The organism is Amycolatopsis dendrobii (genome assembly GCF_014145675.1).
Taxonomy (GTDB): Bacteria; Actinomycetota; Actinomycetes; order Mycobacteriales; family Pseudonocardiaceae; genus Amycolatopsis; species Amycolatopsis dendrobii.
In genome coordinates this window covers 392,546-408,658 of record NZ_JACGZW010000002.1, presented here as the reverse complement: position 1 = coordinate 408,658, position 16,113 = coordinate 392,546, and the positions used below count along the sequence as shown (strand labels likewise).

Here is a 16,113-nt window from a genome sequence, read left to right as displayed (position 1 = left end):
GGCGAAGCATACACAGGGCTCACATGTGCACTGTGGGTGGTCCCCTGAATGCGCTTTACTACCATCAGTCGGAGTCGTTCCTCCCCTTGCGTTGCTCTGGGTACATGTGCAAGGAGCTGCGAAAACCCGAGAGAAAGGGCGTAGAACGGTTGAACAAGCAACCTCCCGCGGACGTGCTCGCCGCGTTCGGCTGTGCCGGTGTCCCGGTTCGGCTGGAAGGCGGGAAAGGCGAGACCTGGCGCGCCGGGGACATCGTGCTGAAACCGGTGGAGTTCGCTCCGGAAACGCGATGGCGGGCGGAGGCGCTCGCCGAGGTGGCGGAGTCGGCGGAGTTCCGGATCGCCCGGCCGCTGCGGACTCTCGACGGAGAATGGATAGCCGGGAACGGGGCATCCGCCGTCCGGAATTCATCCGGCGGTCATCCGTCGCCCGGCTGGGAGGCGAGCTTGCTGGTCTCCGGCCGCCCGGACACATCCCGGCCCGACGACGCGATCCGGGCCGGGATCGCGTTCCATGAGGCGATCGCCCGGCTGCCGCGTCCGGACTTCCTCGACTTCCGCACGGATCCCTGGGCCGTCGGAGACCGGATGGCCTGGGGAGAATTGCCGCCCGAAGGCTCGGCGACCGCTCGTGACCTCCTCCGCCCGTTGTTCGAGGCGCGTCGTCCGGTCGAGTCGGCCGCGCAGGCGGTGCACGGCGATCTCCCCGGCAACGTCCTCTTCGCACCGGGAGAGCCGCCAGCGGTGATCGACTGGGCGGTCTACTGGCGTCCCCCGGCCTGGGCCGCCGCGGTGGCCGTCGCCGACGCGTTGTGCTGGTACGACGCGGATCCCAGCCTGATCGGCCGCTGGGCGCAGTTGCCGGAATGGCAGCAGATGCTGATCCGCGCGCTCATTTACCGCATCGTCACGCACGACGTCGCCGAGCACTGGACACCGGCCCAGTTCGCCGCCTACCAGCCCGCCGTCGCGGCCGTGCTCAGTTGACCAGGTTCTCCAGCGGCTCGCCCTTCGCGTAATGCGCGAGCTGCCGTTCGGCCAGCCGCTTCGCACGCGGGTAGAACGAGTCCGAACCGCCGGCGATGTGCGGGGTGATGATCGCGCCGTCGAGGGTCCACAGAGGATGGTCGGCGGGCAGCGGCTCCGGGTCGACGACGTCGAGCGCGGCGCGCAGGCGGCCGGCGGAGACCTCGGCGGTGAGCGCGTCAGTGTCCACGGCGGTGCCGCGTCCGACGTTCACGACCAGCGCCGTGTCCGGCAGCAAAGCCAGTTCCGCGGCGCCGAAGAGGCCGCGCGTCCGCGGGGTGTCGGGCAGAACCAGCACGACGATGTCCGCGGTCGGCAGGAGTTCCGGCAGTTCGTCGATGCCGTGCACACCGGCGCGAGCGGTGCTGGCGACCCGGACCACCTCGGCTTCGCCTGCTTCCAGGTACCGCTCGATGGCGCGGCCGATCGAGCCGTAGCCGACCAGGAGGACGCGGCAGTCGGCGAGCGAGCGCGTGTGCGCCCGGTCCCACGAGCCGGTCCGCTGCTGCGCGAACCAGCGCGGGAAATACCGTTGCGCGGCAAGGATCAGCGCGAGCGCGTGCTCGGCGACGCTGAGGTCGTGCAGGCCCCGGCCGTTCGCCAGCTGCACCCCGGACGGGACGAGCGACAGCAGGTTGTCGTAACCGGCGGACAGCGTCTGGACCGCGCGCAGCGACGGCAGTTCCGGGATGAGCTTGGCCGCCGCCGGGCCCTGGTCGTAGGGCAGGACGTAGAACTCGACGTCGTCGAGACCGTCCGGCGGGGTGCCGCGGCCGTCCCAGACGACCGCGTTCAGTTCGGCCGGAACGGAAATGTCGGACCAGGGCACCAGTACACGCGCGGTCATACTCGCCTTTCCTTCGTCTTCGCCGGAACCGCGAGCACCAGCACCGCGGCTGCGGCCATTGTCCCCGCCAGCATCAAGAACGCGGCGGCCGTGCTGCCGGTGGCGGATTCGAGCCAGCCGACCAGGTAGGTCCCGAGGAACCCGCCGAGCGCGCCCGCGGCGTTGACCACGGCCACCGCCACCGCGGCGGTCCGCTGCGGCAGGAGTTCGGAAATCATCGCGAAGAACGGGCCGTACGGCGCGTACAGGGCCACCGCGGCGATCGCCAGCAGCACGAACGCCCACCAGAAGTGCTGCTTGCCCAAGAGGTACGAACCGTAGAACGCGACCGCGCCGGCGAGCAACCACGGCCACACGAAGCGCCGCCGCGCCCCGGACCGGTCCGAACCGCGCGAGTTGATCAGCATCGCGACCACGGCGAACGCGTACGGGATCGCCGACAGCAGACCGGTCGCGCCGATCCCGGCCGACGAACCCGCCTTGACGATCGACGGCAGCCAGAACACGAAGCCGTAAACCCCGATGCTCCACAACAGATACTGCGCCGCCAGCAGCAGAACCGCCTTGGACCGCAACACTTCCCGCACCGGCCGCTCAGCCGGCTCCGGCAGCTGCGCCTGTTCCGTGGCGATCGCGCTCTCGACCGCGGCACGTCCGGCCGGGTCGAGCCACGGCGTGTCGGCGGGCCGGTCGCGGACCTGCGCGCGGAACACGAAAGCCCAGATCAGCGCCGGAATTCCCTCGATGATGAACATACCGCGCCAGGACGTCGCCTCGATCAGGTACCCGGAAGCCGCCGACAGCCACATCACCGTGACCGGGTTGCCGAGGATCAGGAAAGCGTTGGCCCGGCCGCGTTCCGCCTTCGTGAACCACCGCGCGAGCAGGACGACGAGCGCGGGCAGCACCGCCGCTTCCACCGCGCCGAGCAGGAACCGGACCGCGATCAGCACCGGCACCGAACTGAGCAGGCCCTGCGCGGTCGCCAGGACGCCCCACGCGAGCACCGACCAGAAGATCAGGCTGCGCACACTGCGGCGGTCGGCGTAGAGCACGCCGGGGACCTGCAGCAGGAAGTAGCCGAGGAAGAACGACGCGGCGATCAGGCCGGACGTCGTGCTCGTGAGGTTCAGTTCCTCGGCCATCCCGCCCGCGGTCGCGATCGAGAAGTTCGACCGGTCGAGGTAGGCGAGGCTGTAGGTGACGAAGACGATCGGGATCAGCCGCAGCCAGCGCTGCCTCCCGAGCGTGCCCGCCTGCTCGACGGTGTTCATTCGGTACTCCTGTCGCCGCTGACCCAAGTCCTTGACGAGCTTTCCGTAATCTGGAAAGCTATTCCGCAATGCGGTGAGAGGCAGTGTGCGTCGCCGCGCGCGGGACGTCAAGGGGGTCCGATGGCGGACATGGTCGGCAAGGCTTTACGGGTGCTGTCCCTGCTCGGCGGCTACCCCGAGGGCGTGCCGCTGTCCGAGCTCGCGCGCGCCGCCGGGTATCCGGTGAGCACCACGCATCGGCTGCTCAGTTCCTTGCAGAGCGAGGGATTCGCGCGCAATGACCCGGTGTCGAAGCGGTATTCGCTGGGGCTGCGGCTGTTCGAACTGGGCCAGTCGGTGTCACAGGCGCGCGGATTCGCCGGCGTCGCGCTGCCGGTGATGCAGAAGCTGTCCGCGGAGACCGGCGAGCCGACGCTGCTGGCCGTGCTGGACGGGCACAACCAGGTTTACGTGCACTCGGTGCAGGGGTCGCAGCGGCTGCAGATCCGCGGCGAACCGGGCGCGCGCGGGCCGTTGCACTGCACGTCGATGGGCAAATGCCTGGTCGCGTTCGCGCCCAACCGGGATGAGCTGGTCGCTTCGCTTGAACTGCCCGCGCTGGGCCCGCGCACGATCACCGCGCGCGAGGCGTTCGCGGCGGAGATCGCGGCAGTGCGCGAACGCGGTTTCGCGATCGCCGACGAGGAGCACGAGGAAGGCATCCGCGCGGTCGGCGTTCCGATCCGGACACCGGACGGGACCGCGATCGCCGCCCTGTCCACCGCGGCACCGGCTTACCGGCTGAGCGTTGCGCAGCTAGAGGAGTTCGTGCCTGCTTTGCGTGCTGCGGCAAGGGAATTGGCGGCGTTGCTGCCCCGCTGAGGTCGTGCGCGTTTATGCCGGTTCTCACCGGCATCGCCGCTCACGTGCCGATTTCGCCCCGGATCCACGAGACGAGCTGGTCCACGCGCGCCGCGGTTTCGATGCCGGGCTGCGGACAGTCCGGGCCGAAATTCTCGACCGCGATCAGCGTGTTCTTGCCCTTCACCGGCACGAAGAACGGCGAACCCGAGTCGTCCGGGCACGGGCTGTTCTCGACGGTGCGCTTCTTCAGCGGTTCAAGGGTGATCTCGTTCTTGCGCACCTCGTCGACCTGGAAGTCGCCGCGTTTGATGTGGTCGGTCTGCACGATGACCTTCGAGGACAGCGATCCCCAGCCGACGAAGGTCGTGTGCTGACCGGGATCCGGCGGACCGTCCGGCAGCGCGAGCGGTTCGATGTCGGTGACCGGCTCGGACAGTTTGGCGAGCGCGAGGTCGTTGACCGCGGACTGGCGCGTGTCCACGACCTTCAGCACGTGCCCGCGCGGATCGGAGTCGGTGAGCTTCCCGATCGCGGCGGTCATCGTGTAGTCGGGTTTGCCGCTGACGCGCGTGCCGTCGAGGTCGTGGAAGCAGTGGCCCGCGGTGACGATCCATTGCGGGGCGATCAGCGAACCGCTGCACCCGCCGGTACGGACGCCGCCGCCCTTCTCCGGAATGTCCTTTGAGGACAGTTTGACGCTGAACGGGGTAGGGTGGTCGGGCAGCGCGGGCGGCTGCGCCTTGCTGCTGGCACCGCCGACGTTGCCGGTCCCACCGCTGACTGTGCTGCTGGCGTTGCCCGCGTTGCCGCCGGCGCTGCGCGCGACCGCGACGTTCGACACCGGCTTGGCAGTCTCAGCCTCCGCCGTCCGGTGCAGGCCGACGTAGGCCCCGGCCAGCCCGGCCCCCAGGACCGTGGCGGCCGCCACGGCGCCCAGCCGAAGGCTCGCCCACTGAGCGGAACGTGACTTTGCGTGCACCACGGGGACCAAGATAGCGAAGTTGTTAAGCCGAATGAGTGAGTTTGCCCGATTAATCCGGTGACTTAGGTAGAAACTGACGCGCTTGATACGCCTAGTTTGGACTTGGTCACGGAATGCTAACGGCGCGGGGGTGTTTTGCCTGGACGCTGGGCCGTTTGGCGGCAGCGGCCGGATTGTGCGGGTTGCTCCCGATCAGTGGGACATCCGGCGGGCGCCGGGGTGGTTCGGACGGCCTTGAGGCGGTTACTTCCCGGGGGGCGTGGCGGGTTCTCGGGGGCGGCCTCGATACGGCTTCTCCGGGGCACGGCGCGCGGCGGGTTCCCGGCAGCAGCGCTCGGCAGGGCGATCCGGCTTCTCCGGGGCGCGCGCAGGTTCCCGGCGCGGCGCTCGGCAGGGCGATGCGGAGAACCAGCCGACGTGGCGCACCGGGCGGCTTCCTGCTGACGTCCCTGCACGCCAGGCCGTTCGTCGGAGGCGGAAACCCCTGCCGGGCTCAACGGCGACGGCGCGCGAAGCTCCCCTAGCCGACGGGCGCCGTCCTGCAGGTGCGAGCGGGAGCCGAGAGGCCCGTCCCGCGTTCACGCCCGCACGCTTACGCAGCGGGCAGGTACCGGGGTGCCTGCCGCGCGTGCGACGCCTGCTCGTACGCGTAGGCGAAGTTGAGCAACTGCGCGTCGTGGTATTTCGTGCCCAGGAACGAGATCCCGACTGGCAGCGGGCCGACGAACCCGGCTGGCACGGTGATGTTCGGGTATCCGGCGACGGACGTGTTGCGGGTGCTGCTCAGGAACCGCGGGTCGCCTGGGCGGTCCAGCGGTGAGGCGGGCAAGTCGCTCAGGGTGACGATTGCGTCGAGGCCTTTTGAGGCCAGTACGTCGTCGATCGATCGTTGCGCGATGCCCGTCGCGGTGGCGCGGTGGCGGCGGTAGGCCTGGTCGTTCAGGTTGCTGTCGGCCTTGTTCGAGTCGATCAGCAAGCTTTGGTCGAACAGCGGCATCTCGACGTCGCGGTGCTGATCGTTGTAGGCGATCAGTTCGGACAGGTTCCGCGGGTGGTTGCCGGGGGTCGCGGCGAGGTAGGCGTTCAGGTCGTGTTTGAACTCGGTCAGCAATGCGGGGAGCAGATCCGGTTTGACTGACCAGGAGATGTCTTCGACGTCTGCCCCGTCGACGACCGTGGCGCCCAGTGAGCGCAGAGTGTGCACTGTGGACTCGAAGATCCGGTCGGCTTGTTGGTCGATGCCGGTGTGGCCCTTTCGCCAGATGCCGATTCGCTTGCCGCGCAGGGCGTCGCGGTCCAGTCGGAAGTCTTTCGGGATTGTCGAAGCGGCGGCTACGGAGGCGGGGTCTGCTGGGTCGGCACCGGCTAGTACGGAGAGGGTTAGTGCGGCGTCGGTGACGTTGCGTGCGATCGGCCCGGGGGTGTCGTGCTGGGCGGTGATCGGCACGACGCCGGTGCGGCTCACGACGCCAAGGCTGGTTTTCACGCCGACGGTCGAGGTCGAGGCCGCTGGACACACGATCGAACCGTCGGTTTCGGTGCCGATGGCGACCGTTGCGAGGCCGGCTGCCGCGGCTACTGCCGAACCGCTGGACGAACCGCATGGGCTGCGGTCCAGTGCGTAGGGGTTGCGGGTCTGGCCCGCGATACCGCTCCAACCCGGGATTTGGCCGCCTGAGCGGAAGTTCGACCATTCCGACAGGTTCGCTTTGCCTAGCACGACCGCACCGGCGGCGCGCAGGCGTTGGACCAGGAACGCGTCTTTCGCTGGCCGTGAGCCGAGCATGGCGGTCGAGCCCGCGGTGGTGGTTTGCCGGTCCGCGGTGTCGGTGTTTTCCTTCAGCAGTACTGGGATTCCTTCCAGGGCGCTGCGGGAGGAGCGGGTTCGGCGGCGGGTGTCGCTTTCCTTGGCGGCCGACAGGGCGTCTGGATTGGTTTGCACGACGGCGTGCAGTTCGGGGTTCAGCTCTTCGATCCGGCGCAGGTAGCCGCGAGTGAGTTGTTCCGACGTCAGTTGCCGGTGGTCCATGGCGCGCTGCAGATCGGGAATTGTGGTTTGGTCCAGGAAACGAGAGGGCGAGGCGTCCGCCGCGGCGGGCAGGAGCAGGCCCGCCGCGGTGAGGGCTGCCACTGAAAGTCGCTTCAGTGAGGTGCGCATTGTTCTTCCTTTTACTCGCGGAGGCCAATGGCGTCGATGGGCTTGGCGTGCAGGGTGACCCGAGTGGACAGACCGAGCGAGACCAGGCTGAGCAAGAAGGCTCCGGCGATGATTCCGCCGAATACCGCGGGGGTTCCGGACGGCAGCGGGGTATCGCGCAGGGCAAGGTTGAGCAGTACCAACGGAATTGCTGCCACTACTGTGCCGAGCAATGCCGCGACACCGGCGGTCGTCAACGCTTCCAGGCGCATCATTCGCACGACTTGGCCGCGCGTGGTGCCGATCAATCGCAGCAGGGCGAATTCACGGGAGCGCTGCGCTGTGGTCATCACCAGCGTGTTGGCCACCGAGATCACTACGTAGCCAAGGATCACGCCGACGGCGACGAGGTTCAGGTAGAACTGTTGTTGTCCTGAAGCGCTTTCCACCGCGGAAACGGTGGAGCCTGGTGTCACGGTGAGACCTGGGTAGCGGGCGCTGAGACTGCGCAACGCGGCGGTCATCGCAGCGGGATCAGCGTTCGGGTCTTGGCGCACCAGAACGGAATTGTCCATCCGGTCGCCGGTGTGCGCGCGGGCGAGGCCGGCGGGCAGTACATATTCGCCGAAAGCCTGGTTGTGCGTGTAGACCGCGACCAGTTTCACCTTGGCCGGCCGTCCGTCCGCGAACCAGAAGTCGACCTCGTCGCCGATTTTCTTGTCGTACCAATCGGCTTCGCCCTTGCTCATCGCGACGGTGTCGCCGCGCAGGTCGGCCAGGTTCCCGGACACGACGCCGAGGTCGAGCACACCGCGGACCTGGTCGCCGTCCAATCCCTGCGCTGGGTACTTCATCACGCGCAGCCGTTTCTCCTCCGGGACCGTGGTGACGACATCGGTGCGGATCACCGAAGTGGCGGCCGCGACTCCGGGGAGCGCCCGCGCCGCCGCGGCGACCTCCGGGGAGAGCGCACCGGTGGTGCTCGTCAGGACGTGGTCCGCGGTGGTCGACCGGACGGCCTGCTCCTGCTTGGCCGCGGCGGCCGACGTCTGGCTGTAGAACATCGAGATCGCGAACGAGACCGCGAGCATCACCGGGGTGACCGCCGAGGCGAGCCGCCGGGCGTTGGCCTGGTTGTTCGCGGCGGCCAGGTAGCCGCTGATCCGCGAGACACCGGACAGCACCGGGGCGATGATCCGGGTCATGAAGGCGACCACCTTCGGCCCGAGCACGGAGAGCCCGATCACGACCACCAGCGCGGACATCGAGGAGGCCGCGAGCGCACCGTCGCCGGTCACGTACATCGGGACGGTCGAACCGCCGAAGCCGAGCACCACCAGCAGCCAGCCGATGAGGACCCGGGTCCGGCCCAGTTCGCGGCGTTCGACGGCCGCCTCGCCAAGTGCCTCGATCGGGCGGATCGACGCCGGACGCCGGGCCGCCGACCACGCGGCCAGCCGCGCCGCGCCCAAGCCGAGCAGGAACGCGACGACGAGCGGCAGCGGGCCGACCGCGAGACCGAAGTCGGGCGGAATCACGCCGATCCCGGCGAACGCGTTGCGCAATCCGTAGCCGACCGCCACGCCCAGCCCCGCGCCGAGCACTCCGGCGAGGGTCGCGACCAGCATGGTTTCGGCGCTGATCAGCTTGCGGATCTGCTTCGGCGTGGCCGCGATCGCCCGCAGCAGCGCGAATTCCCGCCGTCGCTGGTTGATCACCAACGCCAGCGTGCTCGAGACGACGAACACCGCGACCAGGATCGCGAACCCGCCGAACGAACCCGCGAGGGCGAACAGCAGCACCCGGGTTTGGCTCACGTCGAGGAATTCGACGGTGCTGCGGCTCATCCCGGTGGTCACCGTGACCGGTTCGCCGCTGACTGCCGCGCTGATCCGGTCTTCCAGCTCGCCCGTCGACACTCCGGGGGCGGCGAGCACGCCGACCGCGTGGACCTGGCCGGGCTTGCCGGAGAGATCAGCGGCGCGTGCGGCGGAGAAGAACAGGGCCGACTGCCGGGTCAGCCCGGTGCCGGATTTGGGCGTGGCGATGCCGGTGACGCGGAACTCCATCGGCGTGGAGCGAGTCGAAATCCGCACCGTGCTGCCGACCGAAACTCCGCTGCGGGCCGCCAGTTCCGCGTCGAAAACGACCTCGTTCGCTGCTTCCGGCGCATGGCCTTCGCGCAGAGAGAACGGGGCCAGCACGGCCGCGTCCCAGTTGTGTCCGCGCGACTGGGTGCCGTTCGGGCCGGTGAGCACCTGGCCGCTGGACGTCACGACGTTCGCCGGGAAGTCCTGCTCCGGTACTGCCTGCCGCACCCCGGGCACGTCGGCGATCCGCTTGATCAGCGTTTCGGGCACCGTGGTCTGTTCGGTGACCTGCTCGGACTCGCCGAAATCCGCGCCAGGGGGCTTCGTGGTCTGCACCCCGCCGACCACCACCGCCGCTTCGGCGTAACGCTGGGTCGGGACTCCGGCGCGAAGACCGGATTCCATGAGAATGCCGCAGCCCGCGACGAGCGCGGTGCCGCAGAGGATCGCGATGAACGCGCCGACGAACCCGCTCAGCCGGGTCTTCGTCGTCTGCCAAGCCAACGACCACATGGCGGTCACCACTCCCCGAGGTGGGTCATCCGCTCGGCGACCCGTTCCGGGGTCGGCTGCGGGAGATGGCCGGCGAGCTTGCCGTCGGCGAGGAACAGCACCCCGTGCGCGGCGGACGCGGCGACCGGGTCGTGGGTGACCATCAACACGGTCTGTCCCATCTGGTCGACTACGGTGCGCAACAGGTCGAGCACCTGACGCGCGGTACGGGTGTCGAGCGCGCCGGTCGGTTCGTCGGCGAGCACGACCTCGGGCCGGGTGATCAGCGCGCGGGCGATCGCGACGCGCTGCTGCTGACCGCCGGACAGTTCCGCCGGACGGTGCTCCAGCCGCTTCGCGATGCCGACGCCGTCGACGATCTCGCGCAGCCAGCGGGCGTCCGGCTTCTTGCCAGCCAACCGCATCGGCAGGGTGATGTTCTGCAGCACGTTCAGCGACGGCAGCAGGTTGTAGGCCTGGAAAATGAACCCGATCCGGGTCCGGCGCAATTCGGTGAGCGCGCGCTCGCGGAGCCCGCCGAGTTCGGTTTCGCCGAGCAGCACCTTGCCCGAACTCGGCTTGTCCAGTCCGGCCGCGCAGTGCAGGAAGGTGCTCTTTCCGGATCCGGACGGCCCCATCACCGCGGTGAACGAGCCTCGCTGGATCCCGACCGACACGCCGTCCAGCGCGGTGACCGCGCCGTCGCCGGAGCCGTAGATCTTGCGCACCGCTTCCAGCCTCAGGGCGTGTGTTCCGCCTGTGTTCATCTTCGTGTCGCTCCTCGGACCAGCAGATTCTCTGTCGGTAACGAAGCTATGGCGACAGGTGCGCGAAAACGATCCCGAGCGCGGGAGTCTTGGGGGTAGCGCAGGCACCACCACACCCGGTGAGGAAGTCCTAATGGGACACTGTGCGGGTGAAAGGCTGGCTGCGCTCGTGGTGGTCCGGACTCCGCTACTTGCTGGTCGGGGCCGCGACCTCGTTCCTCGCCATGCTGCTCTTTTTCGCCATGGCGGTCGTGCTCATGACGTGCCTGATCGGCGTCGGGATCCCCGCGCTCCCGGTGGCGCTGAAACTGATCCGCTACCCGCTGCGCTTCGAACGCCGTCGCGCCGGGCGCAGGCTCGGCGAGCCGATCGCGGAGCCGTACGCCAACGTTTCGCCGATTCGCGACCCGGCGAGTCTGCGGGACCTCGCGTGGCTCACGGTGCACGCGGTGCTCGGCTTCATCGTCGGCGTGCTCGCGTTCGGCCTGCCGCTCGGCGGGCTGCGCCAGATCCTCACCGGCGTGTTCTGGTGGCTGGTGCCCGGCGGAATCCCCAGTTCGCTGGCGTTCGTGGTGAACTCGTGGCCGCTGGCCGCGCTCTGCGTGTTCAGCGGGATCGTGATGATCGCGCTCACCTTTTGGGCCGCGCCGCTTGCTCGCTGGCAAGCGCTGGCGACGCGGGCGCTTCTCGGCCCGCGGCCCGGGGCTTCGCTGACCGACCGGGTCGTCGAACTGACCGCGACCCGCGCCGCCGCGCTCGAAGCGCACGGTGCCGAACTCCGCCGGCTCGAACGCGATCTGCACGACGGGACGCAGGCCCGGCTGTCCGCGGTCGTGCTGCAACTCGGGATCGCCGACCAGCTTTTCGAAGGAAATCCGGCCAAGGCAAGGGAACTGCTCAGCAAGGCACAGGACGCGGCGACCGAAGCGCTCGCCGAATTGCGCACGGTCGTGCGGAGCATCCACCCGCCGCTGCTGACCGACCGCGGCCTCGACGGCGCGATCACCGCACTCGCCGACCGGTGCGCGGTTCCGTGCACTGTGGACGTTCGCAGCTCCGCGCGCCGCCCGGCCGCGGTCGAGGCGGCGGTGTACTTCATCGTCGCCGAAACACTGGCGAACGTGACCAAGCATTCGGGAGCCGAACAGGCGTCGATTACGCTCGACGGCACCGTCGACACCCTGCGGATCCGCATCCGCGACGACGGGCGCGGCGGTGCGGACGAATCCCAGGGCAGCGGACTGGCCGGGATCCGGAAACGCGCCGAAGCTTTCGACGGGACGGTCACGCTCACGAGCCCGCCCGGTGGACCGACTGTTCTGGAAGTGGAGTTGCCATGCGGGTCGTGATCGTCGAGGACGACGCCCTGCTGCGAGAAGGTTTGGTGTTGCTGCTGGACACCTCGGGCATCGAGGTCGCCGCGGCTTTCGACAACACCGGCGAATTCCTCGCTTTCGTCCGCGAAGACCGCCCGGACGCGGTGATCACCGACGTCCGGCTGCCCCCGACGCACACCGACGAGGGCCTGCGTGCGGCCGTGCAAGCGCGGCAGCTGCACCCCGGGCTGCCGGTGCTGGTGTTGTCCGCGCACGTGGAAACCGGCTACGCGGCGGAACTGCTCGCGGACGGCAAGGGCGCGGTCGGGTACCTGCTCAAGGAACGCGTCGGCAAGGTCGCGAAGTTCCTCGACTCACTGCATCGGGTGGCAGACGGCGGCACGGCGATGGACCCGGAGGTGGTGACCCAGCTGCTGGCCCACCGCCGCGACCCGATCGACGCGCTGACCGCACGCGAACGCGAGGTGCTCGGCCTGATGGCCGAGGGCTACAACAACGCCACGATCGCGGAACTGCTGGTGGTCAGCGACGGAACGGTGCTCAAGCACATCCGCAACATCTTCGCGAAACTGGGCCTGCCGGAGGACAGCGGGCACCGGCGGGTGCTGGCGGTGCTGGCCTATTTGAACGGGAAGAGGTAGCGCAGGCGCTACCACGAAGTTGGGGGTCTGCGGCGTGGTTGACGCCCTCGCCTCTCCATAGTGTTCTCGGCATGGAAACTTCCCGTAGCCGCACCGCCGGCGGCCCTGTTGTGACTACCTTGCTGTGGCTGGTTTTTCTCGCCGGTGCCGCCGCCAATTCGCTCGGCCAGTTCGCCGGGCTGGAGGACACTTACCGGTACATCGGCGGCGGAATCGCGGCGGCGTGCCTGGTGTTGTTGCTGGTGCGTTTTCTGGCCCGCCGCAAGGATTGACCCGAAGAAGGGGCTGGGCAGCGCACACCCAGCCCCTTCAGTCTCAGGACACCTTGGGCGTCGCCCGCGCGCCGAAGTGCAGGTACGGCTCGCCGGTCGGCAGGGTGTAGAACAGCACCGGCGTCCAGAACTGCCCGCCCGGCATGCGGAGCACGAACAGCGTGTCCGAGACCGCCACCAGGTCGTATTCCTGGACCTTGTCCGGCATCAGCTCCGCCAGCGGTCCGGTCGTCGTGTACACGACCCGCAGGCCGCCCTCGCGTTCCACCACCTCGACGTGCGCGCCAGCGCGTTCGTACACGCCGAGGTGCCGGCTCACGTCGACGGTGACCGGCGTGGCCGGGGGTTCGAGCGGAAGCGGCATGGCGACGTCGGCGAGTTCGGCGAAGATTTCCCGGTACAGCTCGGTGAACAGGTCCCGGGCGTGGCCGCCGTTCGTCAGCAGCGTGACCGCGAGGCCCGCGTCCGGCAGCAGGCGCAGGAACGCCGACTGGCCGATCGTGTTGCCGTCGTGCCCGATGACGCGCCGGCCGCCCCACTCGTCGCGGATCCAGCCGAGGCCCCACGAATCGCCGAGCGTGTGCTTGTCCGGGACGTCCGCCTGTTTTTCCGCCATCGCGGCGGCCGATTCCGCCGACAGGATCCGCGTGCCGTCCTCGGTCAGGCCGCCGGTGAGGTGCAGGCGGGCGAACGCGAGGACGTCCTTCGCGCGCGCGGTGATCAGGCCGGCCGGTCCGGCCGAGCGGGGCAACTGCCAGACCGGGGCCGGAGCCGGATCCTGGTCATCCGGCGCGACGTGTCCGACGGCGGCGCGGAACAGCAGCGCCTCCTCCGGCAGCGTGACGGTGTGGGTGAGACCGAGCGGGGTGTACAGCTTGTCCCGCATCGCGGCGTCCCAGGTCTTCCCGGTGAGCTTCTCGATCACCCGGCCCATGAGGACGAAACCCGAGTTGCAGTAGGAGAAAGTCGCGCCGAGAGGATGGTTCTGCGCGGCCTCGTCCAGCAGGTCGACGAACTTCTCGACGCAGTCGTCGCCGCGGCCGGTGTCGGTGAAGATATCGCCGTCGATGCCGCTGGTGTGCGTCAGCAAGTGCCGCATGGTGACGCGCTTGGTCACCTCTGGGTCCGACAGGCGCAGTTCGGGCAGCACGTCGACGATCGGCGCGTCGAGGTCGAGCAGCCCCTCGTCGACGAGCTGCATCACCACGGTCGACGTCCATACCTTGGAGATCGAGCCGATCTGGAACAGCGAGTCCTCGGTGACCTCGACCTCCGTCTTCTTGCTCAGCACACCGTGGGTCGCGAACACCTCCTCGCCGGTGTCGACGCGCAGGATGCCCAGCGACGCACCGGGAACATCGTGCTTGCGCGCCAGTTCCGCCAGCCGCCGGCTCCAGTGCGCGGCCTCGATCGGCACCCGCGAACCGGCGTACTGCTCGACCCAGTCGACCACGCGCCGGTTGTAGTCGGCGCGGTGCGACGGCGGACCGTCCAAAACGAACAGATGCGCGCCGCCCGGGTACAGCACCAGGCGGGACGGCACGTCCCGCTCGCGCAGCGCGGTGAACCACTGCTCGGCCTGACCGACCGGGCAGCGGACGTCTTCGCCGCCGTGCAGGATCAGCGTCGGCGTGCGGACGTTCTCGACCTGCGCGTGCGGCGAGGAGTCCGCGTAGTGGCCCGACGAGAGTCCGGAGAATTCGTTGACAGCCATGAAATGCCCGCCGTCGGACGTGCCGGCCAGGCTGGTCAGGTCGCTGACCACGCCACCGGCGACGGCAGCGGCGAAGCGGTCGTCGCGGCTGGTCAGGTAGCAGGTCATGTAGCCGCCGTAGCTGTACCCGGTGACGGCGAGCCGGTCCGGGTCGGCGAGGCCTTCGGCGACGAGCTGGTCGATCGGTTCGAGGAAGTCCGGTGCGTCCGCTTGGCCCCACGCGCCGACCGCCGCGGTGTAGAACGCTTCGCCGTAACCGTCGCTGGCTCGCGGGTTGATCAGCAGCACTGCCCAGCCGCGCGCGGCAAGGGTCTGGTGGTACAGGTGAATCGAGTCCGCGGCACCGTTCCAGGCATTGTGCGGGCCGCCGTGGATGTCGATCAGCAGCGGCTGCGCGCCAGTGCGTTCAGCGTCGCGGATGAGCCAGCCCTGCACCACGGTGCCGTCGCTGATGGTGAATTCGCGCGATTCCCGGGTGAACAATTCCACTTCGGACACTGCGTCGCCGTGCTTCGTTCGCACGTCGACTTTGCCCGTGGCGCGGTCGAGGACGGCGACCTCGCCGAAGGATTCGTTGGTGGACAGCACAATCGCGGCCTGGTCGCCGACTAAGTCCACTCCGGACACCACATTGCCGTCACCGGTCAGCACCGCGCGAGGCTCGCCACCGGCAAGGTCCACTTCGTACAGATGAGTGCAGCCGCGGTCGCGGATCGCGAACAGCACGACGTCGCCCGCCTCGGTAAGCTGCGGCAGCGCACCCGGGTAGCCGGGGCCGCCGGGCATCACATTGCGGTCAAGGCTGGCGGCCAGGTTGACCGTCTCGCCGCCGTCGAGCGGAACGCGCAGCAGACCGAGGTGTCCAGTGGTGGTGTCGGTGCGGCCGACCACCAGCAGCGCCTTGCCGTCCTTGGTCCAGCCGACCGTGGCCGCCATGCCCTCGTCGGTGCCGACCAGGCGCGGTTCGGCGTTCCGCTCGGTGACGTCGAGGACGTAGGCGGCGGACCGGAAGGTGAGGTCGGCGTCGTCGTCCAGTGCCGCGGTGAACGCCACGTGCTTGCCGTCGGGCGACCAGGCGGGCTGGCCCGCGTGCCAATCGCCAAACGTGCGCTGCTGGACTTCGCCGGTGGCGACGTCGAGGACGTGGACGTGGCTGCGGAGCGTCTTCAGCAGGCCGGGGCCGTCGGACTTGTAGTCCAGCCGCTCGGCGACGATCGGCGTGTTCGCCGGCGGCGCTTCGACAACCGCGGCGAGGTCGATCGCCGCGGAGAACGCGATCTTGCTGCCGTCCGGGCTCCACACCGGCGCGCCCGCGCCGAGCGGGAGCTTGGTGAGCTGCTCGGCCTCGCCGCCGTCCGCCGGGAGAACCCAGACCTGCGGCGGACCGTCCTGGGCGCGCAGGAACGCCAGCCGCGAACCGTCCGGGGACCATTTCGGCGCCGCGTCCGCGTTTCCGCGTGTGAGCTGGCGGGCTTCGCCGGAGGAGGCGCCGACCGTCCACAGCGCGTCGACGTTCCGGTCCTCCTCCCGGTCCGCGGTCCGGACCACGTAGGCGATCCGGCTGCCGTCCGGCGAAAGGGCGGGCTGACTGGGCGCGGCGAGGTCGTACAGGTCATCGATGCCGAGACGGCGGGTCATACGCTGGCTCCTTGAGAGATCGCGGGCTCGTGGCCCTGGGATTCGGCACTGTGC

At 69.2% G+C, this 16,113-nt stretch carries 12 protein-coding genes; 5 read left to right on the top strand and 7 right to left on the bottom strand.

Features of this window, described 5'->3' with window-relative positions:
* Window positions 1–149 precede the first annotated feature (149 nt).
* A complete protein-coding gene (locus tag H4281_RS06050) occupies window positions 150–986 on the top strand; it encodes a TIGR02569 family protein (RefSeq protein ID WP_182889870.1) in 837 nt (278 codons plus the stop codon).
* On the opposite strand, the gene H4281_RS06045 is transcribed toward H4281_RS06050, so the two are convergent.
* A complete protein-coding gene (locus H4281_RS06045) occupies window positions 979–1,872 on the bottom strand; it encodes a 2-hydroxyacid dehydrogenase (RefSeq protein WP_182889869.1) in 894 nt (297 codons plus the stop codon). The two genes, H4281_RS06050 and H4281_RS06045, sit on opposite strands and share 8 nt — an antisense overlap.
* Window positions 1,869–3,146, bottom strand: a complete 1,278-nt coding sequence (locus tag H4281_RS06040) for an MFS transporter (protein WP_182889868.1) — start codon at window positions 3,144–3,146, stop codon at window positions 1,869–1,871. Before H4281_RS06040 ends, H4281_RS06045 begins: the two co-directional genes overlap by 4 nt.
* A 120-nt stretch (window positions 3,147–3,266) precedes the next feature.
* Here H4281_RS06040 and H4281_RS06035 point away from each other — a divergent pair, with 120 nt between their 5' ends.
* Window positions 3,267–4,007 (top strand): IclR family transcriptional regulator, encoded by a 741-nt coding sequence (locus tag H4281_RS06035; protein WP_182889867.1) that lies wholly within the window; start codon window positions 3,267–3,269, stop codon window positions 4,005–4,007.
* Window positions 4,008–4,047: 40 nt separating this feature from the next.
* Here H4281_RS06035 and H4281_RS06030 read toward each other — a convergent pair whose 3' ends face one another.
* The 4 genes from H4281_RS06030 to H4281_RS06015 form a co-directional block, all read right to left on the bottom strand.
* Entirely contained in the window at window positions 4,048–4,917 is an 870-nt protein-coding gene (locus H4281_RS06030) for a S1 family peptidase (RefSeq protein ID WP_182889866.1), read from the bottom strand.
* A gap of 646 nt (window positions 4,918–5,563) precedes the next feature.
* A complete protein-coding gene (locus H4281_RS06025; RefSeq protein WP_182889865.1) occupies window positions 5,564–7,129 on the bottom strand; it encodes an amidase in 1,566 nt (521 codons plus the stop codon).
* Window positions 7,130–7,140: 11 nt separating this feature from the next.
* Entirely contained in the window at window positions 7,141–9,711 is a 2,571-nt protein-coding gene (locus H4281_RS06020; RefSeq protein ID WP_182890238.1) for an FtsX-like permease family protein, read from the bottom strand.
* Window positions 9,712–9,716: 5 nt separating this feature from the next.
* On the bottom strand, window positions 9,717–10,457 hold the full coding sequence (locus H4281_RS06015; protein ID WP_182889864.1) for an ABC transporter ATP-binding protein: 741 nt from the start codon (window positions 10,455–10,457) through the stop codon (window positions 9,717–9,719).
* 149 nt (window positions 10,458–10,606) lie between these two features.
* On the opposite strand from H4281_RS06015, the gene H4281_RS06010 reads away from it, so the two are divergent.
* The 3 genes from H4281_RS06010 to H4281_RS06000 all read left to right on the top strand — a co-directional run bounded on the left by H4281_RS06010 (window position 10,607) and on the right by H4281_RS06000 (window position 12,707).
* Window positions 10,607–11,806 carry a sensor histidine kinase gene (locus H4281_RS06010; RefSeq protein WP_182889863.1) on the top strand — a complete coding sequence of 400 codons (1,200 nt, stop codon included), beginning with the start codon at window positions 10,607–10,609 and terminating at the stop codon, window positions 11,804–11,806.
* Window positions 11,794–12,435, top strand: a complete 642-nt coding sequence (locus H4281_RS06005; RefSeq protein WP_182889862.1) for a response regulator — start codon at window positions 11,794–11,796, stop codon at window positions 12,433–12,435. The genes H4281_RS06010 and H4281_RS06005 overlap by 13 nt, the downstream gene beginning before the upstream one ends.
* A 71-nt stretch (window positions 12,436–12,506) precedes the next feature.
* Complete coding sequence (locus tag H4281_RS06000; RefSeq protein ID WP_182889861.1) at window positions 12,507–12,707, top strand: hypothetical protein; 201 nt, start codon at window positions 12,507–12,509, stop codon at window positions 12,705–12,707.
* Between the two features lie 43 nt (window positions 12,708–12,750).
* On the opposite strand, the gene H4281_RS05995 is transcribed toward H4281_RS06000, so the two are convergent.
* Entirely contained in the window at window positions 12,751–16,059 is a 3,309-nt protein-coding gene (locus H4281_RS05995) for a serine hydrolase (protein WP_182889860.1), read from the bottom strand.
* Between the last annotated feature and the right edge of the window lie 54 nt (window positions 16,060–16,113).